We start from the raw sequence: 25,952 nt of genomic DNA, 5'->3' as shown, positions 1-25,952 counted from the left end.
AGTCATTTAATTAAAGATTTAATGACTCCGACCCCTTTTCTTCTTTTCTTGCTAATAGCCTGTAATGTTGGTATTTAAGCAATACGTTAGATTTATCCATTTAAAAAGTGGATATTGAAACTTAGCTAAAACAACTATTGATTGCGGCACTACATCGCATGGCCAGCGTTTAAATAACAAAACCATGCTAAAAGTTTCACACTGTCACAAAACTGTAATATACATGGCATATCGTACACGCCATGTTGAGGCCTTTTTAGGAAAATTAGTATTATGCGTTTAATTAAACCTCTTTCATTCGCTGTTTTGTCAGCGCTGGGAATCTCTTCGGTTGCAGCCGATCCGTTAACCGTTTATGGCAAAGTAAATGTATCCGGCCAAATGGCGGATGAAGGCGAAGGGAGTTTCACTGAGCTTAAAAGTAATGCTTCTCGCGTGGGAATTGAAGGGGATTACAAATTAACTGAAAACCTTGAAGCCGTTTACTTATTAGAATGGCAGGTTGATGTGACAGACGCATCAGATTCAGACAACCTTAAGTCTCGTAATCAATATGTGGGCCTAAAGGGTGAATTCGGTACCGTTTTGGTGGGCCGCAAAGATACCGTGTTAAAAGACTTGAGTAAGCCAGTAGACTTATTTAATGACTATGAAGCAGATCTGAAAGGACTGTGGAAGGGTGAGAACCGTATGAGTGACTCTGTTACTTATATTAGTCCGACCATCTCAGGGTTTACCGGCGCGATTACCTATATTGCCGAAGACGAAGTGAATGGCACAGATGCAGTATCAGCCGCCCTTTCATTTGGCGACAAAAAGTTAAAGAAAACCAACCTCTATGCTGCAATCGCTATCGATAGCGAAGTGAAAGGTTACGACGCACAGCGTGCCATCGTACTTGCCAAGTTTGAGGAGTGGACAGTAGGCGGTATCCTGCACCACCAGGAAGCCGTAGTTGATGGTAAGAGTGAAAATGGTTTCACCCTCAGCACATCTTACAGCTTTAACGACTGGAAATTTAAAGCTCAGCACCAAACGCTTGAAGATGACTCAAGTACATCAATCGGTGCTGATTATAAGCTTGGCAAGAACACTAAAGCATTTGTCTGGTACACTGATAGAGCACTAGACAATAGCGAAGATAAAAACTGGTTGGCAGTAGGCATGGAACATAAGTTCTAAACACTATCCCCACAAAAAAAGGCGCATTAGCGCCTTTTTTTGTAGATGAATAAAAGTTTACGGCTGAATCATTAACTATTACTCCAACAGCGTGAACGGTAACTCTGTTTTTTCCAAAAACGTATCAAAAATATGTTTCTTATGTTTGCACTGTGGAATAAAAGCGTAGCAAGGAGGGCGTGGAACCGCTTCCTGCAGCTCAAACCATAAATTATCTAGTGCCTCTATGCCCTCTACCACAAACATTTCACCCCAGGTAGTCGAGTAGGCTACCAGCACTTCTTCAAGGGAAGCTCTTGAACGCGGCGTGGTGAAATTCACTATCACCAGACAGGTTTTGATTTGTTGTGGTGCAAGTAAATGGTCTCTGGGCAGCGCGTTAATTTTTACCGGCGGGAATAACGCCAACGTGTGTTTTATCAAGTCGTGCATGTCAGCTTCGCTGATGGGATCAGTATCATAATCCAAAAAGATTTGGGTATTCTCGTTCACAATGCGATTGCTCACTCCCCACATGACAAAGCGAACGGGAGACGAAAATTGAATCATTTTAGTCTCTGCCAAAGCTTCCCCGTGCTGACCTAATAAATCGCCAGAATACGCACTCCAGATCTTTTTATTGTTTTTCTTTTTGGTTAATTTAAGGGTCACCTTCGGGCAATATACCCGGTTGTCAAAACCACTTCGTAAAAAAACAACTTTGTTCTCTTTTTTCGAATAAAAGGTATCAAGTCGCCTTCCTAGAACCGTCATGTCTTCTTTACTAACCAGCTGATGGCTTGTATCCAATTTCCGCGACATCCGGCGATAACATTGAATCAGAAAGCGGTGTATTCGGCGAGACAGTTGAACCAACTCCTGGAATGACCAGTTATCTAATTCGTCCAAGTGTCGTATTTCCGATTTTATCCATCCCCATTGTTTTGCATAGCCCGCCAGAATTCGACGTTTAAAGGTCGCCTGCCCTTCTCTTACCGGATAACTCAAGCGTGGCGCACATTTAATGTACAGACACTCTCTAAGCAGGTTAACCACCTCGTATTGCTCTTGCGCTTCATAATGCTGTATCAGTTGGTCAAACATCAGTGCGTAAGGATCGATAATCGCTACTGAACCGGGCGCCTCGTCTCCATTATGCACGCGTTTTTTTAACAAATTACAGAGAGGTTGCTCATGATCAAGGTTCTCCAGGAAAACTTCCAATTTAGCCATTTTAAGTACTGACTTAAAGGGTGAGTCCATGGCTTTACCCAATTGCCAAATAGCGGCACCAAACAACTCATTCGGATCGAGCTTGTCTAGATGACCAAGGTCCATAAACCATTTTGGATCAGGTGAGTGCCCTTCATTTAGCTGCTCCATCACCGAATAATACTGTTGCTCCGTAAATGTCTCCGGTACCAACCACCAGAATGGCGCTTTACCCGCTACGACTATATTGGTGGTATAAAATTCAGCCTTCAGCAGAACAGCTTGCGCCGACCCGGCACTTTCCCCTTCTGCCACACCAAAATCACATGCTTTAACCTTTTCGATATCTGACAGGAAAAAGTGTATTTCAATTCCATACTCTTGTTCTGCCCACTGCTCAATCGCGGTTAACTTCTTTTGCAGCAGATTTTGGGCTTCCGTAGATAATGCACGACCATTAATACATACCCAATAATCAAAATCCGAGTCAGCTGACTGTGCGATGGTGCCAATACTGCCCATAAGCACCAGCGCATCTATGGAACGTGAGCGAGGCCATAGCTGCCTGATTTCACTGAATAATCCGTGTAAATCAGGGAACACTTCAAGCAAAGCAGCTTTTATCTGGTCGCGATAGGAATAATTATTTAATCCGTACGGAGTCTTATCATTGTCAATATAGCCAGGTAGGCTGGGATGATTCACATGCAGTAGAAAGGGCAAAACGTGAAACAGTGGACGGTGTTCTTCCGACAGCAATGACACTGAACGCTCAATTCTAGCCTTGTTATAGCGCAATACTCTTAACAGTCTAATCGTCAGATTCTGGTTAACAGTGAGAGGTTGTTGCGATGTCATTGCGCTCTATTTGTAAATGTGTCTATAGCAAAGAGTAACATGAACACTTAACGACGCAACTTTTGAATTTTCCCGCTCGGAAAATTTTTAATATCGGGTGGCAAATACGCCCAGTTTTGCGCTGAAGTCAGGGTGCTAATGTTTAATATATTGGCATTGCGGTCAAATCTCAGGCCGCGTTCGCATACTGTTTAAGTAAGCGTAAAAACTTGTCACTGGGAACAGGGGGGGACCAAAAATAACCCTGCCCGTAAACACAGCCTTTAGCCAGCAACTCCTGGGCAGTTTGTTCATCTTCTACCCCTTCTGCTACATTTTCCAAATCCATTACGCGACTCATTTTTATGATGGCATTTACGATATGTTGCTGTTGGGGATTATTTAACATATGGCGGACGAACGACATATCAATTTTAAGGGTAGAAGCGTTGAACGTAGTCAGGTAATTCAAGTTTGAATAACCGGTACCAAAGTCATCAATAGCAAAGTTAATTCCCTTTTCTGCCATGATATGAATTTGCTGCTTTACGTGGTCTGCATTATCAATAAACAGGGATTCAGTGATTTCGAGCTCAAGTAAATTGGGATCGAGATTATACTTTTGTAAGGCTCTAAAAATATGCGTGGGTAAATTGCCTCGTTTAAATTGCACCGGGGATAGATTCACTGCGACGGTGAGACCTTTCATCCCTATTTTTTGCCATTTTGCGCATTCTTTACACGCTGTTTCAATGACCCATTTACCAATTTCGTTGATTAGACCCGATTCTTCGGCTACAGGGATAAACTCATTTGGCGGGATCAGCGAGCCGTCTTTATGCCACCGTATAAGTGCTTCAGCCCCGACAATAGTATTCGAGGCAAGATGAACCTTGGGTTGGTAGAACAGTTCAAATTGGTCATGCTCGATCGCATGTTTAAGGTCGCTGATCATATTTAATCTGCGGACAATAGATTGTTCCATTTCGTTATCATAAAAGTGGTACGAATTAGGTTCGTCTTCTTTTGCTCGATATACCGCAAAGCTCGCGTTACGGTGCAAATCGGTGTAGTTGTTGCCATCAAATGGCGCCGCGGCTACGCCGATCGAACAACTTATCTCGTAGCCATAATCAGGCATGGCGTCGGGCATAATGGTCAAGCGGATAATTTGGTTACAAAAGTCATTCAAACTCTCGTAATCTGGAACCCGCTTAATAAACGAAAATTCAATACTGGAAGTGTGATACACCACCGTTTGTTCATCTTCTAAGTTTTTTAATCGCTTTGCTAACATCTGAAGTAACTGATTACCATAGGTGTGACCTAGGGTTGAATTAATCCAATTAAAGTTATTTAAATGCAGGCTAATAAACCCCAACAGACTGCCATCTTTAGAATTTTTCTGCAGAAAAAATTCGATATCCTGCTGACATTTAGCTGCATTTGGAAGCCCGGTTAGATCGTTATATAACACGCGTTTTTCTGACTCTTCCTTGGCCAGCCGATTGGCTTCTTTTTGCAGTGACAACTTGGCTATCAGGGTGCGTATAAATTTTCCGATGACCACGATACCTAAACCGTAGATAAGCATTAAAATCGCCATATCATTGGCTTTGGCCCAGGCGGAATAAGTGGAAGACACGTTGTGAGGAATCATGCCCGTGGAAACAGCGTAGGCGATAAAGTAATAACTGGATAACATGAAGCCAACCAGAGGGACAACCATTACGCGACTGCCTAAAAACACCGCGAAAATAACCACAAAGGGATAAAGCAGCAATGCGGTATCGTATAGGCCGTCAAAATAGAAAGCTTTCGACACAGCAAATATCGTTACGGTCCACAACATCATTCCTGCCACAATGTTGGTGGTATCCGTGGTTAAAAACCAATTCAGTCCCAGTAAAATAGCGACCATAGCGAGGCTTTCAATTACCCATTCGCCCTGTAAATGCAGCGCACTGCTTATTCCCATCAGAAGAAACAGGCAAATGAACACAACGATCACAGCTTTAACCTGCACCACCCGTGACTTGATATCCTCTAATGACAATAACGCGCTTATAGCATGCCATAAGCTGAGCGAACTAGGCATTATCTTCCTCAATAAGAGACTCAGCAAAACGTAAGAAATCGCTAGGGTTACTTTCTTTCACTTTTTTGGCTTGGTACATCGCCTGGTCGGCTAAATGCAATAATGCCTGCAGTTCGCTGGAATCGGTAGGAAACGAGGCTGCACCGGCACTCGCGCCAATGGTAACGTTCTGGTCGTATTTACGTAAATAATAAGGTTTAGAAATAAGATGGACCAGCCTTTCAACTACCTGGGTAGTTTGAGTTTGATCAGCATTGTTAAGGATCAACACAAATTCGTCGCCTCCCCAACGGCCCGCCACATCGGTGGGGCGAATCGCTTTCTTTATCTTATCCGCGACGAAAATAAGTATTTCATCGCCGGATTTGTGGCCATAAATATCATTAACCTGCTTAAACCAATTCAAATCCATCAACACCAGGGTAAAAGGGCTCTCGGCTTCAATAAGATTATGTAAGTATTTTTCCAGGCCCTGTCGGTTGTTAAGTTTCGTCAGTTTGTCAAAATCAGCCTGATAGGCGAGCATATCCAGTTCGCGCTTTCTCTTTGATATGTCGTGAAGAGTAACCTGATAATATTCACGCAAATCTTCACTAACGATAGACGTCACAATGACTTGCACCCACACAGATTCAGCATCGTTAATGCTGGATAGTCGAAATTCTCCCGTGGCAATTTCGTCATTGGCGAAGGCTACTTCCACCGCGTTGGCCAGTGTTTCTGGCTCGACAAATAATTCACTCAACAGTGGACCAAAACTTTTTTGAAAATTACGGCCCAGTTTATTCAATGTTTGCTCAAAGGCGCTGTTATAAAGCAGGATGTTGCCGCGTGGCTCCATCAAGATAATAGGCGAAATGGACTTTTCAAAAAGCATACGGAACCTTTTTTCCAAAGCTTCTATTTCTTCCCGCAACTTACGCTCTTCGGAAAACTGACTTTCTGTTTTATCCAATAGTTTATTAATATCGTGAACTAACACGCCTAACTCACTATTACCATGAAACTCAGGTACCCTTAACCTGCTCCCATCTCCCGGCGTGGTTCTATGTAATGCCTTCGCAATCGATATCATGGGTTTGGTGATTAGGTAAAAGGCGACAAAAATTGCCACCAGCGTCACGATGAAAGCTTGCATAATCATCGCTTTGGAATTTTCTCTTGCCAACTGCTCTGCCCGCGTCTTGATGTAGTCAATATTGGGGGTTATCGCTATCTGGCCGATGGATTGATCGGGGTCAAATAATGAAGCAATGGGAAATATCATGGAATTGTGCATGGGCTCGCTATTCGCTTTGACGGATTTTCCTTCAAAGGTCATTACCACATTTTTAACCACTTCATTGGTGCTCAGACCGTCTACTACCTCCTGAGCTAAATCTTGTTCCGCTAAGTAGGCTGCGGTGGCAGCGGTGGCCTGAACCGTTTTAAACAAGCTCTCGATGCTCTGGTTGGCAATCTCAATCTCTTGATTTACCGTAAGACGATAAAAAAGCTGGGTGGACAAAAAACCTATGGCTACGGAGGCAAATCCAATAACTACAGCGAGTCTGACGAGGAGGCCACTCTTATTCATCGAACCGATAGACCACTTTCACTTTGTCAGTGAGGTTATTTTTATGGATGTAAGCGATAGCCGAGCCAGTCGACTCGATATACGCTAACACGGCCTGTTGATCTTGTTGCACCACTGGGGGTCTGGCACGCCCAGAAAATTTAACCCGGGACCAGTACGCATTCACCCGGTTCAGTGGCATTCCGACAAGAGCCTGATAAAACTGTTCTTTAGTGGTTTCATCATTATCTATATCGAGTGGTTGAGCTTTACTGCCATCTGGAAAGGCCACGTATTTACCCATATAAAGATCGATGAGTTGAGAACGTGTCAGGTGTTCAGTTGGGTTGTCTTTATGCACTACCACTACCAACTCAGAACTGTGAACCAAGCTCGAAGCGCTTAGGCTGCCAACCAATACCATGGTTTTTAAAAGTGATAATCCCAACATCAGAAAGCCACACTCACATTTGAAAAAAACGTATTAACATGGCCACGTGGTGCATTTGAGTGAGCGCCGATGACCGGTGAGTGTCTTAATGAACTTCCCCCTTCCACTATTTTTGTATGGTCCCACTGCATTTTCAATGAGACATTTTCAGCAAAATCCCAGCGCCACCCTAAGCTAAGTGTAGTCTGATTAACACAATAAAAGTTCAGGAAAAAACGTGCGTTAGCTAAGGCTTCAGCAGCTCCGGGTATTTGACTCAGTGCCGCTTCATTGACCATGCCGAAATGGAATTTACCTGCCCTGCTCGCAGCGATCGTAGCAAACCAGTTATGGTTGCCCGCATGATAAATAGCACTAAAATAGCCACTTCTTATATTGTCTACTACCAAATTATCAGATTCTGTGTGAGCCAGCTCAGACATGAGCGTAACTGTATCGAAGCGGTATTGACCACCAATTGACGTATAGCGACCTTCGCTATTGTTAATTTCAAGACCTTGAGCAACAGCGGTTATGGTGGGCCAAAGCATTGAAGCCATAGGTACTTGTTGATTCAGCAATAAAAGACCATTGGATAAGGGTGAAATCAAAGATGAGTCAAATTTTACCCGGGTATGATTGAGCGCTAAATCCCAGTCGATGGTTTGTGCATCCAAAGCGAGACCAATAATATTATCCAGATTTAAGTCAACTACGTCGTCAGTATCATATGCCGCTACGCCGTACTCACTCTCACCAGCAAAAATCTTGCCTGACAAGGTCATGTTTCCCCATCTGCGACTATGGGTGATATCGGCGCCATCGATAAAGCGGTGAGGAATCATTGCATAAATTTCGCTGGGGACGTGCGCCCAAGGCAACGCAAAATCAATATCTCGGTATTCAGTCAATAAAAATAAATCATAGGCCGTTCGCCCAAGCCGAAATGACCAATCCGCATTGGGTGAATATCGAACAAATGCCAGATTAACCAGGTTATCGACCGATACATCATGTTGATCCCGATAAATCGCCTGAAACACAGCATCAACAGTGGGGGAGGCAATAAAATCTATTTGCACACCTAATTTACTGGTTTGTTTGATATCGATGTCATCAGCAGTGACCACTTCTGGTTTAGAGAAGTCGCTGCGGTAGCCGAATTGATCAGAATCGTTGACAACGATCCCCAACGCCCCAAAACCTGAAACATTAACAGAAGGCTCTGCCATGCTTGGAATGGAGGTGCAAAGAATAAGTAAATAAAAAAGTTTCAACGTACGCATTATATTTGTTATTTTTCCGCTAGCCATGGCAACGAGACATACAACAACCTGTCTACTGGGCATTTTAACTTTCAAACTACCATATATTCGGCTTAGCTCAAGTCTATTTCTACACACTTACGTATAATTTTTCGCAGGCCGTTTAATAAGATAGGTGTATCTCGTTGCTCCCCTGTGGATTATTTTTTTATAAACTGCTGACTGTGGTTAAATAGTTATTGAATCTGTATGCATCAGTATAGTGAAGTGTTTTTAAGTGTACACGTGTACGCTGAAACGTTACTATAGTGAATATAGTGGCAGGAGGATCTTAAGTGGATTCAATCAAAGGAAAAGCATATTCGCTAGTGGAAGAGAGGCTCAACAGCGTTACTCATGGTATTGGGTTTGTCGCGGCAGTGGTAGGTCTGGTTCTAATGATGATTCGCGCCGAAGATCCACTGGCCATTACCGCTGGGGCCGTCTATGGTGCCACACTTATTCTGATGTTTTTGAGTTCCACCCTTTATCACGCCATTTCTCACCAAAAAGCCAAGGGTTGGCTAAAGTTATTCGATCACAGCGCAATTTACCTGTTAATCGCGGGTACCTACACGCCGCTTTTATTGGTTGCCGTGGGTGGATGGTTAGGTATTACGATGACTGCGGTGGTGTGGGCGCTGGCTATGGGTGGTATTGTATTTAAACTTATCGCCCAACATCGGTTTCCGAAGGTGTCGCTGTTAACTTACCTGATGATGGGGTGGATAGCCTTAGGTCTTATCTATCCTCTTTATATGGCGTTACCGGGTGCGGGTTTGTGGCTTATCGTAGCCGGTGGTTTATGTTATAGTTTCGGGGTGTTTTTTTACGTGGCTAAGAAAGTAAAATACACCCATGCAATCTGGCATCTTTTCGTGCTTGGCGGTTGCAGTTGTCATTATTTTTCTATTTACTTCTACGTAGTTTAATGTGGTGTAGCAAGATACATGTCTGAAACCAATGATGATGTCAAAGCATCTGTTCACCATTCTGTTGTTTCACTATTAAATGGTAAAGTAGGCTTAGGTCCACTGCCTGCCCTTAGCGATCTTAATAGCCTCACCTCGTGCGGCGTTACTCATTTAGTCACATTACAAACTGAAGACGAGATGGAGGCTGGATTACAAACCGCGATGCTAGACGCATCGTTAAAGTGGTTATGGATGCCTCTTCACATACGCACCCCGCTCGCCGAAGCAGAACAGGCCTATTTACAACAATATTTAATTTCCTTTAAAAAAATCCTTAATCAGTCATCTTTCTTATATGTTCATTGCGATAGCAACTGTAAACGTTCTTTACTGTTAGTCCTGGCTTTTTGTCACTATCAAGGGCTGTCTGCCGGTGATAGTTACCGCCTTATTCATCGACTAGATGCTCCCCGATGTCGACATCTCACCCAATCCGAGCGGCGCTGGGCTGAGCAACTCGGTGAATCGGCTAAATTGTCACGCCAGCTTTGAAAAATACCAACCCGTGTTGATATAAACATGCGGCTTGCGTCTTTCAAAAGCGACATCAACAGGCGCAATTTGTTTGCATTCACCACTAAACCACCTCTTTGCAGCATGGCATTAATGTTGCCTTATCAAGTATTCGGTTTGCAGCAAACTCTCGAATATTAAGGTGAGTGGTTTTGAGAACACACTATTTTGTTACTCTTTTACAACGGACGTTTGAAATATTAACTTTTGCGCTGTGGTTATCCCTTGCTGGCTGCACCAAGGTGGAGTCAGAAGATCCGCCTACCGCCTCCCCGATTTTAGGTCAGCCGGGCTCTGCTGCGTTAACTAAAATAGAAGAGCAGAATCTTTCAACCGTAGTAGAAATCGCCGCATTGGTGCAGCGGATGGCCGATGCCAATAAATATCGTCGTCAATTAAAAGCGCTACCTGATAGTGCGTTTAAGCCAGCAGCTGAATTACTTATTGAACTGCGCCAGGGAGCTGGGTTGAATTATGCGGTGGAAAAACTCATTGCCCGTTCTTCAGAAAACACGAAGGGCTACGTCAAAGCTGCGCTAGTGCTCTTCCCTATAGAACGATACGATTTATACCGGTATCTGAAAAAACTACCGGATATAAATTTACAGTCTCTGGACACTTGGGCTAAGCAAACTGATTTATATGTGCCGCAGGCTGTGAACCATTCTGTAGCCAATGATGCACAGCGCACTATTGATGTTGTTCCTTTAATAGAATCGGCCAATATCAGTGTGTTCAATCAAAATAAAAACGTCAAAGCGACCGTTGAGTATCGTAAAACACATGGCGATGAATGCTGGCACCAAGCACGCCAATTAAGCTGGGAACCCGTGCAGGGAATACTTACCGGCCCCATTGTATTTCTGCAACCCCAGACCTCGTACGAGGTAAAAGTAACCCTGACGGATACGAACCAAGCTACGGAAGTGATGCAAACTCAATTTGAAACGCGCCCGAATAAGCCCCCTATCGACCCAGATAAAATATATCAGCTGAGCGATATCTATACAGGCGGAACATTAGATTTAGAAGCCCTCGGGATTGAAGGAACCGCCACGGGATGGGCCAAAATAGTAGGCGATCCATCGATCGTAATAGAAGCGAGGAAAGGGGATAAAAACTCTATTTTCATCGGCGATAACAGTTATGTTTATTTTGAAAATATTACGGTGAGGGGCGGTCGCACCCACGCTGTTTATGCGGAAAATGCTCATCATATCTGGATAAATCAATGTGATATTGCCAAGTGGGGCCGACAACCGAATATTATTAAAAATGGAAAAGCGTATGAATTACAAGACGCGCAACCCATCAATTACGATTCAGCCCTGTACTTTAAACAATCTGGCGTTATTACCATTGAGAACTGCTATGTACACGATCCTACCCCCTTTGCCAATGATTGGTCAGACGGCCACCCGAACGGAGCCAATGCGTTTCTAGCGTATGCCAACCACCCCGACCCCGCCTTTAAGGGGCAAATCATTTTACGCAATAATACATTTAAAGCGAGCGCTGAGCATCGTTTCAACGATGTTATTGAGGGGCGCAAAAATGCGGAATCCCTCGGCGGGTTTGTCAGAGACTCGGCCATTTATAACAACACTTTAGCCTATGCGAATGATGATGCTATTGAGATAGATGGGGGACAGCATAATGTATTGGTATACAACAATGATATCTCCCATACCTATTCAGGAATAAGTGCGGCCCCTGTGCGGGTGGGGCCCAGCTTTATTTTCAACAACTATATCCATAATTTAGGCGATCAACGGGGCAAACAGTGGGCAGCGATAAAAGTGGGAGGCCTCATTAGTAAGCCGTTAGGACAGGTGAACCTTTATCACAACTTGATCACGGTCTCCCGCAACGGTATTACAGCTTCTCGATTTAAAGACGACGAGACGTTTTGGATGCACTCCCAAAATAACGTTATTATTACGCACAAGAATGCCAACAAGGTGGGCTTTAACATCTATGATCCGCAGGGATTTTCAGGCAATCAGTCATTCAATGATTACCTGTTCAACCTGAATGCAGGCAAGGCTAAAGTCAAAGGGAGTATCACCCAGCCTTACCAATTTAGCGAACAGCTCAACAGGCCGCGCGCTTCTGATATTTATAAAAGCAGCAGCACTACGGTTACCTTACCAAAGTGTGATAGGTACGAAATTGACAACTTCAGCCAACGTAGGGGTGCCCAATTTATACATGGGATAATTCCTGTAAAGGATTAGTATAATCTGTTGCCGTTAGTTTTCGTAATGAGTATCAATGTACTCACTTATCACTTAATGCAACAATAGCTACAAAGAATGGCAGGCTGCATGCCTGCTCTCGCTTAATGAAGTATACAAGGAACGTCGGTTTCAATGTCCTTAAAAGCTAAATCTGTCACGGGTGCTTTTTTTAACCTTTCCGCCAATGGCTTTGCGCAGCTCATCAATTTCGTGGTCTATGCCATTATGGCAAGATTGCTGGGTGTGGAAGAATTCGGTCTTGTCGCCATTTGTTTGATGGTGGTCGATTTTTGTAATCTGTTTGTGACCGTGGGCATCAGCCAGAACCTTATTCAACGAGACAAATGGGATGATGAATTTGCCAGCCTGTCTTTTTGGATATTGATAGCCGTGTCGGGGGCTATCGCCGTATTAATTTTTTTAATTGCTGTTCCCATTGCCTATTTCAGCTATTCGGAACTGGCCGCACAGCTAATTGCTGCGCTTGCGATCATCCCTGTCGCGAATGGCTTTCGGTTAGTCCATAAAGCTAAGCTTGAGCGGGAGTTCGAAAATAAAAAATTAGCAGCTTACGACATGGCGGGGGTATTGATTGGCGGGGTGGTGTCGGTGGTGACAGCATTGCAGGGGTTTGGCGCGTGGGCCATCATTTTCGGTAAGGTTATTCAGAGTGTTATCTCCACTGCCCTCACCTGCTACAAGTCTTCTTTTTCACCGCATAAAGTACATGACACGCGCCACTTGCCGGAAATCATTCGGTTTGCTAAGCCGCTTATTGCCATGTCATTTATTAACTTTTTCTCAGCACGCTCGTCTAACATCATCATTGCTTCCTTCTTAGGCGCAGCAACGTTCGCCTATGCCTCGGTAGCTAAGCAGGGTTTCTCGGTGATCAACAATCTGACTTTTCAGCCATTAAACCGCATCGCACTGGCGAGCCTTGCTCGGGTGCAAGAAAACCGCCTAAATTTAGCGTTTCATCGAATTGTCAGCCTGACAGCACTGTTTGTTATTCCAGTCTATTTTGGTATTGGAGCGGTCGCACATCCCTTTATCGAAATTGTGTTTGGTGAAAAGTGGGAGCAAAGTGCGTACTTACTTTCCATATTGGCGCTCATCGCGCCTACTCAGGTTATGGCGTATTATCTGCCGAACTTGCTCATTTCAAGAGGCTTGCCAGAACAGGCATTTACTTTGAACATTATCAACCTGGTGGTCAACTTACTCATACCGCTAATCATGGTTCCTTGGGGCCTGGTGGCCGTCATCATTGGCTGGGTCATTGCTAACTATGTCACCGTAATAATGAAGTTCGCTGTGGTAAAAAAGCACATGGGTATCGGACTGATGGCTGCACTGAAGCCCACCTGGCCTTTTTCGATTGCAGGTTTTGTTATGTTTGCCAGTGTACTCTATCTTGAACGCTTCAATTCACTAGCCCTTGATAACGTATTTTTAGAATTAGTTGCCTTGGTAGTGATAGGTACCGTGATTTACGCGGGTCTGCTGTTAATTTTTTACCGCAAGCCGACTCTGGCAACATTAAACGAATTAAAAGGCACGAAGCTAAAAACGCCAAAACCTGTTTATCCTGAACAGCCATAATGTGATAAGACGGCCTGGCTTGACAATTATTCACTGGGTGCGAAGTTACGTCGCAGAGGGTTATGCGATAGCCAATCGAAGAGAATGCGCTACCACACAGAGCTCAGAGCGCGATAGTAGCGGCGCGCACGCACCTATTATGCTTTGTTTAGAGAAATCAATAACCGCTTGACTTACCTATATTAAAAGCATGACTTACCCTGTCTATCCATTTACGTTGAAGCGATGAGTAGGGTCGTCGAGGACACCATTACAACCATAAATCAAAAGGAAAGGCGGAGTAGAGTTTCTTCGCGATAGGGGTAAAGTCAGGGGGGGCCATTACCGGTAAGCTCAACCCTTCGGCAATACTGCTCACTTTAGGGACAGTCGTTCTGCCTGTCCCAAGATAATAATCCTGATATTTAAACATGGACTCGCCGCTATTTGAGTCATAAAAAACTGCAGGTATGCCGTACGCTTCCGCGATGATAACGCCGTGTAAACTACTGGAAATCACCCGTCCGGCATTGACTATTTGTTCGATAAACGAACCCGGGTACTGCATAGGCGTAACCAGATGTTTTTCATACCCTCGGTATTTGTCCATATCATCATTCATATGATTGATAACGATAAAGTCACGCTTGAGCTTACTGTTTCGCATCAAGGACTTGGGGTAGAATGAGGGCAACAAAATAGCCGGATCACCATATATTTCGGGCACCTCAATCCCACGCTTAATAAGGTAATCTCTGGTGAGCGGGCCGCGGACAGCACGCACATCCAGGTCATTAAAGCGATTACGTTCATCGGCCATTTTTTTGTTCAGCCCGGTTCCCCATACCGTATCCCCCGTATTAGCAAAGTGTAGAACTGAGCCCACCGTCACTAATTTATGTTTACTGTCTTTCTTATCTTTTATGAACTGGCCCTTCATCGATAAAATGCGAGATACCAGGTCGTAAGCCACATAATCCCCAATGTTAGGACGTTGGTCCTTAGGCTCCCACCAGAACACTCGCTCTTTTCGGTGCTTGCGTATGATGTTTTCTGCCCATTGGTATAGCATAGTTATTCCTTGTAAAAATACAGTTCTGCGGATAAGACAAAGGGTTTACGTAAGTTTTCGAGAAAGTTTTTGAAAAATACTTTCATTTTTCAGACTGATTAGCGGCGTAGTACCATCAAATTGCTGCTGAAATTTTTTTATCCATTGCTGATTGATGTGTTTACTTTGTTTTTTGGTAACAGGTTTATCAGGCACGTTAGAAATATCTACCTCTACTTGCATGAAATCGGCTATTTTGCGAATGACGTTTGCTGTATTGGATATTACATCGGTAAAGTTAACGTGCATAAAGTGACTTCCGGACGCATTTAACACGTATTGCCATGACGCATTTTCGAAAATAATCCGTCGTAATCCCTCATCAATTTGCTTGGCATCGTATGTGACATCCTCGTTTTCTACATTCTGTTGAGATATCCATGCACCCGTTTGTTTAGCGATGGATAAGGAAACTGCTTGGGCGATTATGTCTTCGCGGGTAAGCCAGATGAAGGAAGGGTTAACGAAATACGATGACAGCTTGTCGAAACCACCGAACTGATGCAGGTGAGAATAGTGAATTTTAATCCCAAACACACCGTTAGGAGAGGTACGGTGTTTTTGCAACTGCGCTAACGTATCGCCAACCGTTCGCGTATTAAAAATTTGCTTCCAACGTGTTAGGTTTTTTTCGTTTACATATTCCAATGGGAAGCCGAAGGCTCCCGTCTCGTGCAGTGCATGCCCTAACATGTGGCTCCCTGAACGCACGGTAGAAGCGATAATCAGAGTTTTAGTGATGTCTGTTTCGACCGGATAGTGAAACTTTTCCTGAAACTGCTCTTCGTAATAATTCATTCAAATCCTTAAATTAATTTTCAGGAAGAAGCGCGCTGCCGCATTTTCTTAGTGGTTACCTTTAACAAGTGAGAAAGGGTCACTTTTAAGCCGGCTAAATGGACTGATTTTAGTACCCACTTGAGTTTTTGCTTTTTCAGCGGCAGATAAACTAACAACTGTGCCGCCACCCGCCGCCGGTAATACTCGTCGCCTAAAAACTGCCGATGCTTGTCGGCCGAACGTAAACGCACTACGGCTTCATCCGGCGTCATTTTGGCTACCTTGGCGCCAATGCCGTCCATATTCTGAAAGCGGTAATAGAAGATGGCTTTGGGAATATTCATTAGCTTATACCCTGCCTGATGCAGCCTGACGTACATGTCCCAATCCTGGCCATTAGGCAGGCTTTCATCGAAGCGCTCTTTTAACGCCAGTTCGCGTTTCATGCTAAAGCCACTCATGCCACAATATTGATTGCCTGTGCGTAGAATATTTTCGTCCACAATTTCTGTGGGTTGCACATATACATCGCGTTCAGAACCTAAATTTTGATAGCCGCTAACTACTGCGTCGGCGCCATTCTCATACGCTTTTATATGTTCAAGCAAATAGTCTGGCATCCAAATATCATCATCATCCAAAAAGGCAATGATGTCGCCTGTGGCTGCATCAACGCCAATATTACGCGCTTTATTGGCTCCAGAGGACGTCGATAAAAATTTATAAACAAATTCCGGCCGCTCACCGTATTCGCTGATAATATCCTTATATGGCAAGGAAGATGCATCATTAACGACAATCACTTCTTTTGGCTGTTCGATTTGAGTGAAGACACCATCCAATGCTTCTTTCAGTTCAGCTGGACGATTGAAGGTAGTTATTACAACGCTAACGGTAAAACTCATAGCATCCCTAATTTGTTAGCTTACATTACGGTCGACTTCGACACATCATATTGGAAATAATAAGAAAATGGAGCAAGAATCATGCAAGAAATGTTGAAACGCCGAGCAGAAAGTTATTTAGCGCGTTATCCCAGAATTTTCTTTTGTCATGTTCCCAAATGTGCAGGAGTTTCCCTTTCCAAAGCAATTTTCTCCTCAACCTATCCTATGTGGTTAAAAGCCACCCGATTTACCGGCTACATTGATTTAAAAAGTAGTCAAACCGCGGCAGAATTACTGGGTGTTGATATGATGACCGCTCGCGAGACACAGCTGGTGTTTCAACTTAATGATCCGCAAATGCGTTACACCAACGGTCATTGTGTAGCCCATCCCCAGGTGGTCAGTAAATTTTGCAACGACTGGCACTTTATCACGATCTTGCGCGATCCAGTAAAACGGTTTATTTCAGAATACGTCTATAACCGTTTTAAAGCTTCCGAATGGCAAAAACATGAAGATGATCTGGAGCAGTACCTTGCATCTGACAAAGCGGTTTCGTCTGCTCTGACCTACGCTCGCTATTTTTCCGGAGAAAAAGATAGCCATGCTATACGCGCTAATCCGCAATCTGTGGTGGACGCTGCCATAGCCAATTTACGTAATTTTTCGGTGTGTGGGACACTTGAAGACATGCCGCGCTGGCAGCAGAAGTTTAATCAAACATTTACTACAAAAATTAACATTGCCAGTCAGAATACCAGTCCTAATCAACAAGCTTACCGCGACATCACTTCGAATCCTGAGGCCATGGAACGTATTCGTTTACTGTGTAAAATTGATTACGATATTTTCAATGCGCTAAGTTAATACTGGTCGCCAAGAATCGGCGACCGCCTTCTCGTTATAATGATGATATGCGCTTGTTAACACATCGCTGGCGTTGACATAGTCAATTGCATCTAACTGTGCAGCAAGCTTTTCACGCTGAATAATTTTCACGAAAGGAAACGCACGGGCTTTCTCTCTAGCGAACGCTGAATCAAAACAAATGATATTCGCTCCCAGCCCTAAAGCATAATAAAACGTTCCCGATGAAATCATTGCGTTATCATCGTGAGGCAAGATAACAAAGCGACTGCTGACCACCGTATTTTCCAGCTCTTCGTCACTGATAAATTCGTTTCTCCATGTCACTTGTAAGTGGCGGGCGCGAATAAGTTGGCGTAATTCTGCAGCGTGATTATGGTCAGCACAATAGCCAGCGATGACGAGCGCTTTATCTTGTGGCCATACAGCCAAAAGCGAATCGAGACGCTTGTAGGGTTTGATGGAGCCAAAATACAGATAGTCAATCGATTTAGGCTGGGGTTGGGGGGCATGGATAGTAGACAATAATTGTGCATCATCCTTATAGAGAGGATGCTTCACTACCGCAGCACTGATTTCGGGTGTAGATTCCAATGTCACCACTTTGTTTGCAACCACCTGTAACAGACTGATTACTAAGCGATACAACCAGGAGGCTTTAGGTACATTGTGTGGCTTAAAGTTATGCCGTACCCACACCACGTTACTGCTAAATAAACGCATACCTATTAATGTGATAAAAAATTTTATGATAAACAATGGACGCGTAAACGCATTCAACCCTTTTCTGAACGGTTGATCTTCATACCAGTTAAGTACCACCGCATTATGTTTGCGCGTACTCAGGTTACGTAAAGAAAACAATTTCTTAAATGAATGGGGAGTATAGCCCAGTTCACAAAATGCCTGTTTAGTACGGGCCACGAAGGCATTGCTGTGTTCGAACGGATACAGATACAGATGACGCTTGTCACTCATTCATTCACCGCTTGTTTTTGGGTTTTGGGTCTTGCCAGCGTTTGCTCAATTAACTGCTTGGTTTCCTGCGCAATATCATCCCAGTTAAAGCGCGCAAGAAAGGCATCCTTGGCTAATTTTAATTTTAACCTGTCAAGCCTGGTCAGTTTGTCGGCTAATGCATGAATGTCTCCGACGGGGAAATAACAATCAGAAGGCAAACCGATATCCAGGTTTGGATCAATGTCAGAGGCTAATACCTGAGTACCTGCACTGATGGCTTCTAAAGCGACGATGGGCAGCCCTTCGTGGTAAGAGGGAAGCACAAACACCCGCGCAAACTTGTATAGCGCATGGAGTTCGTCTCCCTGTCGTCTGCCAGCAAATATCACATTACCTGAACGCTGTTCCATTAGACTAGTGGAGTATTCATCTTCATGATCCGCATTGCCCACAATCACTAACTTAAGTGGTGATTTGCTTTTGCGATAGCCATCGATCAAATCGTGAAACCCTTTCTCTGGCACAAGACGCCCAACCGCCAGTATGTAATTCCCTGCTTTGACGCCCAAATCACGCGGCAATTTATCTTCGCTGAGTGTTTGATCAACTCCTGTAAGGGCCCCGTTAGGAACAAACACGATTTTAGCGGCGTGCTTGTTGAAGCGTCGTTTCAGTTTATAGGTGAGTGAGCGGCCTACCACCAGCGTTTTATCCGCAAAGCGTACTGCCAGTGACTCACCCAGTTTTAACATGGTTTTGGCAAATCCATTCCACTTTTGCCGATCATAGTCAGCCCCGTGATGCGTAACGATCACAGTAAAACCTAATAACTTTGCCAATGGGGTATAAAGTGCTGGTCCAATTCCGTGTATATGTAAAATGTCGGGCTTAACGAACAAACGTGCGTATACGATTGCCAGCAACGTATGCAAAATGGTCTCAAGAAATTTACTTTTAACCGCCCACACTGAACGCACCTCAATGCCTTGAAAGGGTTCAGGCTGGGGCGGTAAATACGGTGAGCGTCCTATCACGGTAATCTGAAACCCTTCATCGACCATTCGTGAATAGAGTTGCTGACAATGAGACTCGATCCCGCCCATCACATTCGGAATACCTCTTAGACCCACTGCGCACAATTTCATATTTTGACCCCGCTCAACTACCCGACTTCGACTAGTCTTAACTTTTTTTCATATTTATAGATGCTTGCTAATTCCGCGCCAGATTTGAGGACACGGGTGAAGTTTTTAATGACACTTCTTTAGCATCATGTACAGGGGAGATGGTGACGCCAATTAATACTGCGTACAGTAGCAGTCCTTCAATATTCCATAATGGCATAGTGGCAAGATTCATAATTAAAAAGCCAATCATGGATGAGAAGAGTAGCCAGGCAAATTTACGATCGTTAGTTTTAAATGCCTGCACGAGAAAACTTCCCACCGCCGTGAAAAACGCCAGCACGCCTACGATGCCATACTCGTATAAATAGGAAACATACGTATTGTGAGCATATTTTTTGAAAACGCCATTCCACGCTTCAGGCCCCATGCCAAATATCTGATTAATTGGATCGGCTAACACATAAGCGTGAATATACAAACTCCATATGTAAACCCTGGCTGAAAAAATATCTTTTTCTGCTTCAGAATAATATTCAGGCGCTTTTATCAAATCCTGCCAGCTACTTAAAAAAACAAATATATCTGCAAACCGATCCTGCATGGTGTAAGACAACCCTAAAAAGGCTAATCCGATACTAAAAAGAGACAGCACGTAGAAAACGGGTTTATGTCTTGTTGCCACTTTTCCTTCCACCAGCGAAAAAGCAAACATCGCCGCCATAGGCAAAATAGCCAGAATTGACGTGCGGTAATTAGCTAAAATCACTAGCACGCATCCTAATGCGAAAAGGGCTGCACGGAAACGAATCACCTTCGAGGATACCAGTCCCACTACCAGGGTAAAGCTGGCAATGATCATTGAGAAAGCGGCCTCATGATTGTAGCCACCAATATAGCTCGCTGAACCATCAGCCTCGGTGGCTTTTACTTCGCCCATTATCACCGACATAATCTGCAGTGAAACCGGTAACAAAAAAGCAACCAATACTTTGCGCAGTACCAGATCTTTGCCCATTTTTCTGATTGCCATGAAAAGCGCACCTGCAATGGCCAGGAACACACACCATTTAACCATGACGTTTATCAGACCCATAAGGCGCATATTCACTAGCCCGCTAATCACAATGCACGCTAGAAAGATATACAACCAAAGCAGTGAGCGCAGTGCAATGACTTTAGGTGGAAGCAACAATAAACCGGCAAACGCAATGCCGATGGAAGCTAGCGCGTTGATTGAAAACCCTGCGAAAATGGGGTCGTAGGTTAGATTGTGAAACGCAGATAACGTAAAACGTAACCACAGCGCGATGATCACAAATGCTAAATATTTATTACACTGCTTTGATATGGTTTTATATACAAAAAATGCGCTGATGAGCGCAAACAGGATTTTAACCAGCGCGAACATTAGCTGTAGCCTCTTTCGCATTATGATTTTCAATAATACTTATTATCTTACGCTCAAATACCGCGTTACTAAACTCCTTTGCACGTATTTGGCTTAAAGCGCCATAGTGGGCTTGTTTATCCTCACTGCTTAAGAAGTTGAGGCCTTGTGTGAAGCTGGGTATATCATTAACTGGGCTTAGACAGCCAAATTTTTGCGGGGTGAAACCGGTTAAAGTTAGCGGGTATTGATCAGCGATAATTTCCGCAGGTCCGGAATCACAATTGGTGGCCAAAATTGCTTTACCTAAACACATTGCTTCTACAATTGCGTTTGGAAAGCCTTCTGCATTCGACGTTGCCACAAAAAATTGCGCTTGTTTGATATAGGGATAAGGATTTTTTTTAAAGCCCGGAAAATGCACGCGCTCTTTTACACCTAGCTTTGCAGCTTGCGCTTTCAGTCTCCCTTCTAATTCCCCTTGTCCCAGTATGACCAAATCATACGGCGTGGCTGAGTTGGCAAAAGACGAAATTAGTAAAGCAAAATTTTTAATTTCAACCAGTCTTCCCGTGGCGACTATATAAGGATTTTGAGGTAGCCCCGCAACCTGTTCTGCGGCTTTTGCCTGAATAGCATCCATATCGTAGGGATTGTACAAGATGACCATTTTATGTTTGGGCACATTAAAATTTGCGACTAAATCTGCCTCTACGCCGGCCGAACACGCAACAATTTTATCCGCTCTTGGGTAGATAAAGCGCACCAATGCTTTACTGATGATACTTTTTAGTCCATGAGCAAAATGACTACTGGTTGCCACCCGTTCAGATATAAAAGCCTGATAACCGATTTGGCTGGATAACATCACATTGAGGGCATTCGCACGAGTGAGAAAACTAAAACAAAATTGAGGTTGTATTTTTTTCAGAGTGGACTGTAAAAGTGTGTATCCTTTTAGCAAACTACCCTGTGAATCTAACACCACTTTTTCAACATAGTCAGGTGCATGATGATCCTGTGGGACGTCATCGAGCAACACTAAAAATACTTTCGTCTGGTGGCGCTGAAAATAGGACGCCATGATGCCTAGCAGTCGACACATTACTCCCTCAGCTCCCCCACCCTCCAATGAATTGATAATAAACGCGACGCGGTTGGAAGTGTGAGGCATGAAGACTTTCCCTATCAGACTTGCTACATCAAGATTGAATACGCAAACGGTGGCGGTTGGGGACGTAAAGCTGCATTAGAATGTGTTCCAAACAGCTTAACCACCGTGCGTAAACAATTTTACTACATTGAAACCTATTCATGTTTTGTGCCAAAAAAGCGTAAATGATGGCGACATCTTCAATGAGTCAGGTATCCACGCTAACATAGACATGTATACATGTTTATCTTAGTCTAGCTTTAATCAATAATGAAATCGATTTTTGTGTTAAATGCGCTACACATAACACGCTGCTAGCTACCTTGTTAACTGGCACCAGCGGTGGGAATTGGGATTGTGCGGTAACTTTTTTAACAGAGGCGAGAACATATTTCCCAAATACTTAATACCTGTTACTTGACGGTGTCTGGTGGAAAGGCTGGAAGCTTGTCTAAACGAAAATTCTTCCCTACTGATTCCCGAAGTGAAATCTCTATTCACCTGCTCACCCGTCTCCTTCCAGAGCGGGCCAAAAGCCAACCACTGACGTTGCTTGTATCTGCTTTGTCTTTTGTTCCCAAGGCAATGACGAATGTATCAATTATTCGACATTGCTAGCCATTGTAATTGTTTATTTGATGATTACTCACTTAATAGTTCCCGTCTTACTGATGAACTGTATTCTAGGTAAGTCCTACTAGCTCGAGTAACATTTCGCTATGATGATAATGGTGTCTTTATGGCGTTGAAAGTGAGAAGAATGAGACCGTCTTCAAGGTGACTTAAAGCAGGACAGTTTGTTTCGAACTTTAATGCGAAAATACAATTGCCGCCGGCGTGTCGCAAAACAATCGTTGCGCAATATCCTCCCCAAGATGTTGCTTTACCAGCCTTCGGGCTTCACCCATCTCATTCGGACGCCGGGTAGTATCATGGGTATCAGACGCCACCAGGTCTATTTGGTTATTGTCTAACATTTTGAACGCCAGATTTTCTACTCTCTCACCGAACCTTCCCGTTAAAGCGCCTGCGGTAACTTGCACCAAACATCCTAGATTTCTCAACCACTGGATTTTTTCAGGAGAATTTAAGATATCACGATTGCGTTCCGGATGAGGGATCAGGGGCTGCACATTTTCACTTAACAGCCATCTTACCAATTGGTCTAAGCCGCCGGGAACGTGACTATGAGGCATTTCTAGCAATAATACGTTGCGCTCGTTCCACTGCCCGATAAAGGGTAATTTGTCCTCATGAAGCCAAAGAGGGATCATTTCATTTACCCTCACCTCTCCAGCGAAAGAAAGACTGAGAGCGATCCCCGCTTTGGCAAGCTCCTGTTCCAACTGAATGAAACCAGAATGAATAATATCTTTTGTGTTATTGAAGTAACCCCAGTGGATATGAGGGGTACAAACCAAATGCGTTACGCCCGCCTGGACAGTCTGGCGGGCCATCGCCAGTGACATTTCCATGTCTCTGGCCCCATCGTCGATGCCGGGAATTATATGGCTGTGAACATCTATCACGCGTCCTCCCTATTATTGACTGTTGTTGTATCCATACTGATCATAGAAACCACCGTAGCGCTCAGATACGTCAGATTTACGTAGATCCACCTGGTTAAGCACCACACCATCCACCCTGTGCCCGACTTGCAGGAATCGTCCCAATCCATTGGTGATCATTTTTTCGCTGGTACTGTCAGCACGCACGACGTATATAACCGAATCGCATGCTTTTGATACCACCATCGCGTCACTTACCGCTTGGGTAGGCGCAGTATCCACCACAACATATTTATAGTGTTTTTTAAGGTAATTTATCAGAGCACGAAAGCCATCCCCCGCCAAAAGTTCCTGTGGATTCGACGGAATAGTACCGGCACAGATTAAATCTACACCAGATTGTTCATCGTGCACCAGACACTCCTTAAATGAGTGAGTTTTCATAATCAAATTTGATAAGCCAGGCTGATAATTAGGTACTCCAAAGCGTTTGCCAATCGCTGGGCGACGTAAGTCAGCGTCGATGAGGATGGTCTTGTCCAGTTGCCCTAATGCAAAAGATAAATTGACAGAAACCGTCGTTTTACCTTCTTTGGGCACGCTTGACGTGATCAATATGGCCTGATTCTGTTTTTCAATATTCATCAACGACAGGCTGGTACGCAACGTGCGGACAGCTTCTGAAAATTGATGAAATTTGTTGTCGAAGTAGGAGCGTAACGGAATGTCCTGCTTCCGCCGGCGGCTAATAAGCGGGATCAGTCCAAGCATGCGCTGTCCAAGCTTCTTCTCTACATCGTCTACCGAGCGCACCCCACTGTTAAGGGCTTCGAGCATGAACGCCAGCAATATGCCGAAGCCAAAACTAATAATAAAGGCTGCGCTGATTAGTAATTTTTTATTCGGCTTGGTCGGATTGTTTGGGGGAATAGCCGGGTCAAGAATGCGCGCATTCACTGACTTGAACCCGCTTAACTCACTGGTTTCTTTTAAGCGTTGAAACATGGATTCATAAAGTTGCTGGTTGATATCCACATCCCGCTGCAACGAACGACGCCTATTTTCCAGGGTGGATAAGCGACGATATTCTGCTTTGGCATTTGCCACTTCTTCTTGCAGGCTTGCCACTCTATCCTGCGAGGCCTGATACTGGGTTGTGATACTTGAAATTAAATCGTGGATCTGGCTTTGCAACGTATCACGCACCGATTTTAACTCAGCATTAGCGGCCGCCATTTTCGGGTGTTTTGGCCCATACACATTATTCAATTCGGACACACGTCGCAGTGCTTCCGCTTCCTGCTTGCGAACATTTTGTATATTGGCATGGTTAAGCACTTCTGGCAGGCGTGCGAGCGCATTGTAATCTGTTCCATTGCGCTGCGTTTGGTTGTAGATCGTACGGTTCTTCTTAAGGGTATCTTGTGCAATAATCAGCTGGTTACTCAACTCTTCCAACTCTGTCGCAGCAAGCCCTACAACCCCGTTTGAAAGATTAACCAACTGGTTTTTCTCATAAAAATCTGCCAACTTCTTTTCTGCGGCGGTAAGTTTGTCGCGCAACCCTTCCATGCTTTCATTTAAGAAGGACGTTGCCTTCGCTGTCATATCCACTTTTGCTTGCAGATAGTTTTCGACGTATACGTCTCCCATGGTATTGGCAATTTGTGCCGCAAGGGTTGGTGAAGAACTGATAGCGCGAATTTCGATAACCTGGGTATTTTCCACTAACGACAAGGACACGGAATTCATCAACTTATTTATCGCCGCATTTTTGCGTTTCAGCGCGCGAGCATCATCAGACAATTTGGGCTTTTCCCGTTGAGGGATAAAAGGAATATTCTTTTTTACCCACGCCTTAAGCTGGTCAAGCAGAACGGATCGCTCCTTCTCAATCGGTAAAAACTCGGGATTATTGGCTAAGTCCAGTTCTTCCACAGCACGTTCGGCCACTTGACGTGACTGCAGGATCTCGTACTGGGTTTGCATGTACTCTTTGCGCGTAGTATCTGTGCGATAAACTTCTTCTATCGACATCACATTGGCTTGTTGGGACTCGATCAGCAGCGACGCTGAAGCGGTATATTGCGGCGTCATCCTCATCACGATCAATCCCACCAGTATCGTAAATAATATTGCCAGTAATATAATACGTCCGGCATAGCGCTTAAAGACTTGCCAATAGTGAGCAAAATCTATGGTCTCATCATCAAGAATCGTAGCTTGAATCTGATCCCTCATTTTTATTGACATACTCAATTTAT

The 25,952-nt window shown here is 44.2% G+C and carries 20 protein-coding genes; 6 read left to right on the top strand and 14 right to left on the bottom strand.

Annotated elements, in window-relative coordinates; genetic code table 11:
- Positions 1-273: 273 nt before the first annotated feature.
- A complete protein-coding gene (locus OPS25_RS13495; protein ID WP_265618303.1) occupies positions 274-1,182 on the top strand; it encodes a porin in 909 nt (302 codons plus the stop codon).
- A 78-nt stretch (positions 1,183-1,260) separates the two neighbouring features.
- Here OPS25_RS13495 and OPS25_RS13490 read toward each other — a convergent pair whose 3' ends face one another.
- From OPS25_RS13490 to OPS25_RS13470, 5 genes are all read right to left on the bottom strand, one after another.
- Positions 1,261-3,231 carry a class I adenylate cyclase gene (locus tag OPS25_RS13490; RefSeq protein ID WP_265618302.1) on the bottom strand — a complete coding sequence of 657 codons (1,971 nt, stop codon included), beginning with the start codon at positions 3,229-3,231 and terminating at the stop codon, positions 1,261-1,263.
- Between the two features lie 169 nt (positions 3,232-3,400).
- On the bottom strand, positions 3,401-5,308 hold the full coding sequence (locus OPS25_RS13485; protein ID WP_265618301.1) for a putative bifunctional diguanylate cyclase/phosphodiesterase: 1,908 nt from the start codon (positions 5,306-5,308) through the stop codon (positions 3,401-3,403).
- Positions 5,301-6,884, bottom strand: a complete 1,584-nt coding sequence (locus tag OPS25_RS13480) for a sensor domain-containing diguanylate cyclase (RefSeq protein WP_265618300.1) — start codon at positions 6,882-6,884, stop codon at positions 5,301-5,303. Before OPS25_RS13480 ends, OPS25_RS13485 begins: the two co-directional genes overlap by 8 nt.
- The gene (locus tag OPS25_RS13475; protein WP_265618299.1) at positions 6,877-7,314 is read right to left on the bottom strand and encodes a type 2 periplasmic-binding domain-containing protein; all 438 of its coding nucleotides are present in this window, start codon (positions 7,312-7,314) and stop codon (positions 6,877-6,879) included. The genes OPS25_RS13480 and OPS25_RS13475 overlap by 8 nt, the downstream gene beginning before the upstream one ends.
- Positions 7,314-8,579, bottom strand: a complete 1,266-nt coding sequence (locus tag OPS25_RS13470; RefSeq protein WP_265618298.1) for a hypothetical protein — start codon at positions 8,577-8,579, stop codon at positions 7,314-7,316. Before OPS25_RS13470 ends, OPS25_RS13475 begins: the two co-directional genes overlap by 1 nt.
- Before the next feature lie 314 nt (positions 8,580-8,893).
- Here OPS25_RS13470 and trhA point away from each other — a divergent pair, with 314 nt between their 5' ends.
- From trhA to OPS25_RS13450, 4 genes are all read left to right on the top strand, one after another.
- Complete coding sequence (gene trhA / locus OPS25_RS13465) at positions 8,894-9,529, top strand: PAQR family membrane homeostasis protein TrhA (protein ID WP_265618297.1); 636 nt, start codon at positions 8,894-8,896, stop codon at positions 9,527-9,529.
- 18 nt (positions 9,530-9,547) lie between these two features.
- Positions 9,548-10,063 (top strand): hypothetical protein, encoded by a 516-nt coding sequence (locus tag OPS25_RS13460; RefSeq protein WP_265618296.1) that lies wholly within the window; start codon positions 9,548-9,550, stop codon positions 10,061-10,063.
- A 173-nt stretch (positions 10,064-10,236) separates the two neighbouring features.
- The gene (locus OPS25_RS13455; protein ID WP_265618295.1) at positions 10,237-12,321 is read left to right on the top strand and encodes a right-handed parallel beta-helix repeat-containing protein; all 2,085 of its coding nucleotides are present in this window, start codon (positions 10,237-10,239) and stop codon (positions 12,319-12,321) included.
- A gap of 135 nt (positions 12,322-12,456) precedes the next feature.
- On the top strand, positions 12,457-13,929 hold the full coding sequence (locus OPS25_RS13450; RefSeq protein WP_265618293.1) for a lipopolysaccharide biosynthesis protein: 1,473 nt from the start codon (positions 12,457-12,459) through the stop codon (positions 13,927-13,929).
- 250 nt (positions 13,930-14,179) lie between these two features.
- Here the strand turns inward: OPS25_RS13450 and OPS25_RS13445 are convergent, their stop codons facing one another.
- Genes OPS25_RS13445 through OPS25_RS13435 form a run of 3 tightly spaced genes read right to left on the bottom strand, consistent with a single transcriptional unit; the run spans position 14,180 to position 16,704 of the window.
- Positions 14,180-14,980, bottom strand: a complete 801-nt coding sequence (locus tag OPS25_RS13445; RefSeq protein WP_265618292.1) for a polysaccharide pyruvyl transferase family protein — start codon at positions 14,978-14,980, stop codon at positions 14,180-14,182.
- A 45-nt stretch (positions 14,981-15,025) separates the two neighbouring features.
- On the bottom strand, positions 15,026-15,817 hold the full coding sequence (locus OPS25_RS13440; protein WP_265618291.1) for a Stf0 family sulfotransferase: 792 nt from the start codon (positions 15,815-15,817) through the stop codon (positions 15,026-15,028).
- A gap of 20 nt (positions 15,818-15,837) precedes the next feature.
- The gene (locus tag OPS25_RS13435) at positions 15,838-16,704 is read right to left on the bottom strand and encodes a glycosyltransferase family 2 protein (RefSeq protein ID WP_265618290.1); all 867 of its coding nucleotides are present in this window, start codon (positions 16,702-16,704) and stop codon (positions 15,838-15,840) included.
- Positions 16,705-16,785: 81 nt separating this feature from the next.
- Here OPS25_RS13435 and OPS25_RS13430 point away from each other — a divergent pair, with 81 nt between their 5' ends.
- Complete coding sequence (locus tag OPS25_RS13430; protein ID WP_265618289.1) at positions 16,786-17,553, top strand: sulfotransferase family 2 domain-containing protein; 768 nt, start codon at positions 16,786-16,788, stop codon at positions 17,551-17,553.
- On the opposite strand, the gene OPS25_RS13425 is transcribed toward OPS25_RS13430, so the two are convergent.
- From OPS25_RS13425 to OPS25_RS13400, 6 genes are all read right to left on the bottom strand, one after another.
- The gene (locus OPS25_RS13425) at positions 17,545-18,531 is read right to left on the bottom strand and encodes a glycosyltransferase family protein (protein WP_265618287.1); all 987 of its coding nucleotides are present in this window, start codon (positions 18,529-18,531) and stop codon (positions 17,545-17,547) included. The two genes, OPS25_RS13430 and OPS25_RS13425, sit on opposite strands and share 9 nt — an antisense overlap.
- Positions 18,528-19,658 carry a glycosyltransferase family 4 protein gene (locus OPS25_RS13420; RefSeq protein WP_265618286.1) on the bottom strand — a complete coding sequence of 377 codons (1,131 nt, stop codon included), beginning with the start codon at positions 19,656-19,658 and terminating at the stop codon, positions 18,528-18,530. The genes OPS25_RS13425 and OPS25_RS13420 overlap by 4 nt, the downstream gene beginning before the upstream one ends.
- 67 nt (positions 19,659-19,725) lie before the next feature.
- The gene (locus OPS25_RS13415; protein WP_265618285.1) at positions 19,726-21,048 is read right to left on the bottom strand and encodes an O-antigen ligase family protein; all 1,323 of its coding nucleotides are present in this window, start codon (positions 21,046-21,048) and stop codon (positions 19,726-19,728) included.
- Positions 21,032-22,201: a glycosyltransferase gene (locus tag OPS25_RS13410; RefSeq protein ID WP_265618284.1), complete on the bottom strand. Its 1,170-nt coding sequence runs from the start codon at positions 22,199-22,201 to the stop codon at positions 21,032-21,034. Before OPS25_RS13410 ends, OPS25_RS13415 begins: the two co-directional genes overlap by 17 nt.
- Positions 22,202-22,989: 788 nt before the next feature.
- A complete protein-coding gene (locus tag OPS25_RS13405) occupies positions 22,990-23,709 on the bottom strand; it encodes a tyrosine-protein phosphatase (protein ID WP_265618283.1) in 720 nt (239 codons plus the stop codon).
- Between the two features lie 12 nt (positions 23,710-23,721).
- On the bottom strand, positions 23,722-25,941 hold the full coding sequence (locus OPS25_RS13400; RefSeq protein ID WP_265618282.1) for a GumC family protein: 2,220 nt from the start codon (positions 25,939-25,941) through the stop codon (positions 23,722-23,724).
- Positions 25,942-25,952: the final 11 nt, after the last annotated feature.

This window comes from Alteromonas aquimaris (assembly GCF_026183695.1).
Taxonomy (GTDB): Bacteria; Pseudomonadota; Gammaproteobacteria; order Enterobacterales; family Alteromonadaceae; genus Alteromonas; species Alteromonas aquimaris.
The sequence above is the reverse complement of the archived record's forward strand: the minus strand, read 5'-3'. Positions and strand labels throughout refer to the sequence as shown.

What these genes read in the sequence shown, in the direction of transcription:
- OPS25_RS13430 (WP_265618289.1), top strand. Translation starts at nt 16,786, where the DNA reads ATGCAAGAAATGTTGAAACGCCGAGCAGAAAGTTATTTAGCGCGTTAT.
- OPS25_RS13415 (WP_265618285.1), bottom strand. Translation starts at nt 21,048, where the DNA reads ATGTTCGCGCTGGTTAAAATCCTGTTTGCGCTCATCAGCGCATTTTTT.
- OPS25_RS13475 (WP_265618299.1), bottom strand. Translation starts at nt 7,314, where the DNA reads ATGTTGGGATTATCACTTTTAAAAACCATGGTATTGGTTGGCAGCCTA.
- OPS25_RS13490 (WP_265618302.1), bottom strand. Translation starts at nt 3,231, where the DNA reads ATGACATCGCAACAACCTCTCACTGTTAACCAGAATCTGACGATTAGA.
- OPS25_RS13435 (WP_265618290.1), bottom strand. Translation starts at nt 16,704, where the DNA reads ATGAGTTTTACCGTTAGCGTTGTAATAACTACCTTCAATCGTCCAGCT.
- OPS25_RS13450 (WP_265618293.1), top strand. Translation starts at nt 12,457, where the DNA reads ATGTCCTTAAAAGCTAAATCTGTCACGGGTGCTTTTTTTAACCTTTCC.
- OPS25_RS13480 (WP_265618300.1), bottom strand. Translation starts at nt 6,884, where the DNA reads ATGAATAAGAGTGGCCTCCTCGTCAGACTCGCTGTAGTTATTGGATTT.
- OPS25_RS13400 (WP_265618282.1), bottom strand. Translation starts at nt 25,941, where the DNA reads ATGTCAATAAAAATGAGGGATCAGATTCAAGCTACGATTCTTGATGAT.
- OPS25_RS13420 (WP_265618286.1), bottom strand. Translation starts at nt 19,658, where the DNA reads ATGAAATTGTGCGCAGTGGGTCTAAGAGGTATTCCGAATGTGATGGGC.
- OPS25_RS13440 (WP_265618291.1), bottom strand. Translation starts at nt 15,817, where the DNA reads ATGAATTATTACGAAGAGCAGTTTCAGGAAAAGTTTCACTATCCGGTC.
- OPS25_RS13445 (WP_265618292.1), bottom strand. Translation starts at nt 14,980, where the DNA reads ATGCTATACCAATGGGCAGAAAACATCATACGCAAGCACCGAAAAGAG.
- OPS25_RS13495 (WP_265618303.1), top strand. Translation starts at nt 274, where the DNA reads ATGCGTTTAATTAAACCTCTTTCATTCGCTGTTTTGTCAGCGCTGGGA.
- OPS25_RS13410 (WP_265618284.1), bottom strand. Translation starts at nt 22,201, where the DNA reads ATGCCTCACACTTCCAACCGCGTCGCGTTTATTATCAATTCATTGGAG.
- OPS25_RS13470 (WP_265618298.1), bottom strand. Translation starts at nt 8,579, where the DNA reads ATGCGTACGTTGAAACTTTTTTATTTACTTATTCTTTGCACCTCCATT.
- OPS25_RS13485 (WP_265618301.1), bottom strand. Translation starts at nt 5,308, where the DNA reads ATGCCTAGTTCGCTCAGCTTATGGCATGCTATAAGCGCGTTATTGTCA.
- OPS25_RS13460 (WP_265618296.1), top strand. Translation starts at nt 9,548, where the DNA reads ATGTCTGAAACCAATGATGATGTCAAAGCATCTGTTCACCATTCTGTT.
- OPS25_RS13425 (WP_265618287.1), bottom strand. Translation starts at nt 18,531, where the DNA reads ATGAGTGACAAGCGTCATCTGTATCTGTATCCGTTCGAACACAGCAAT.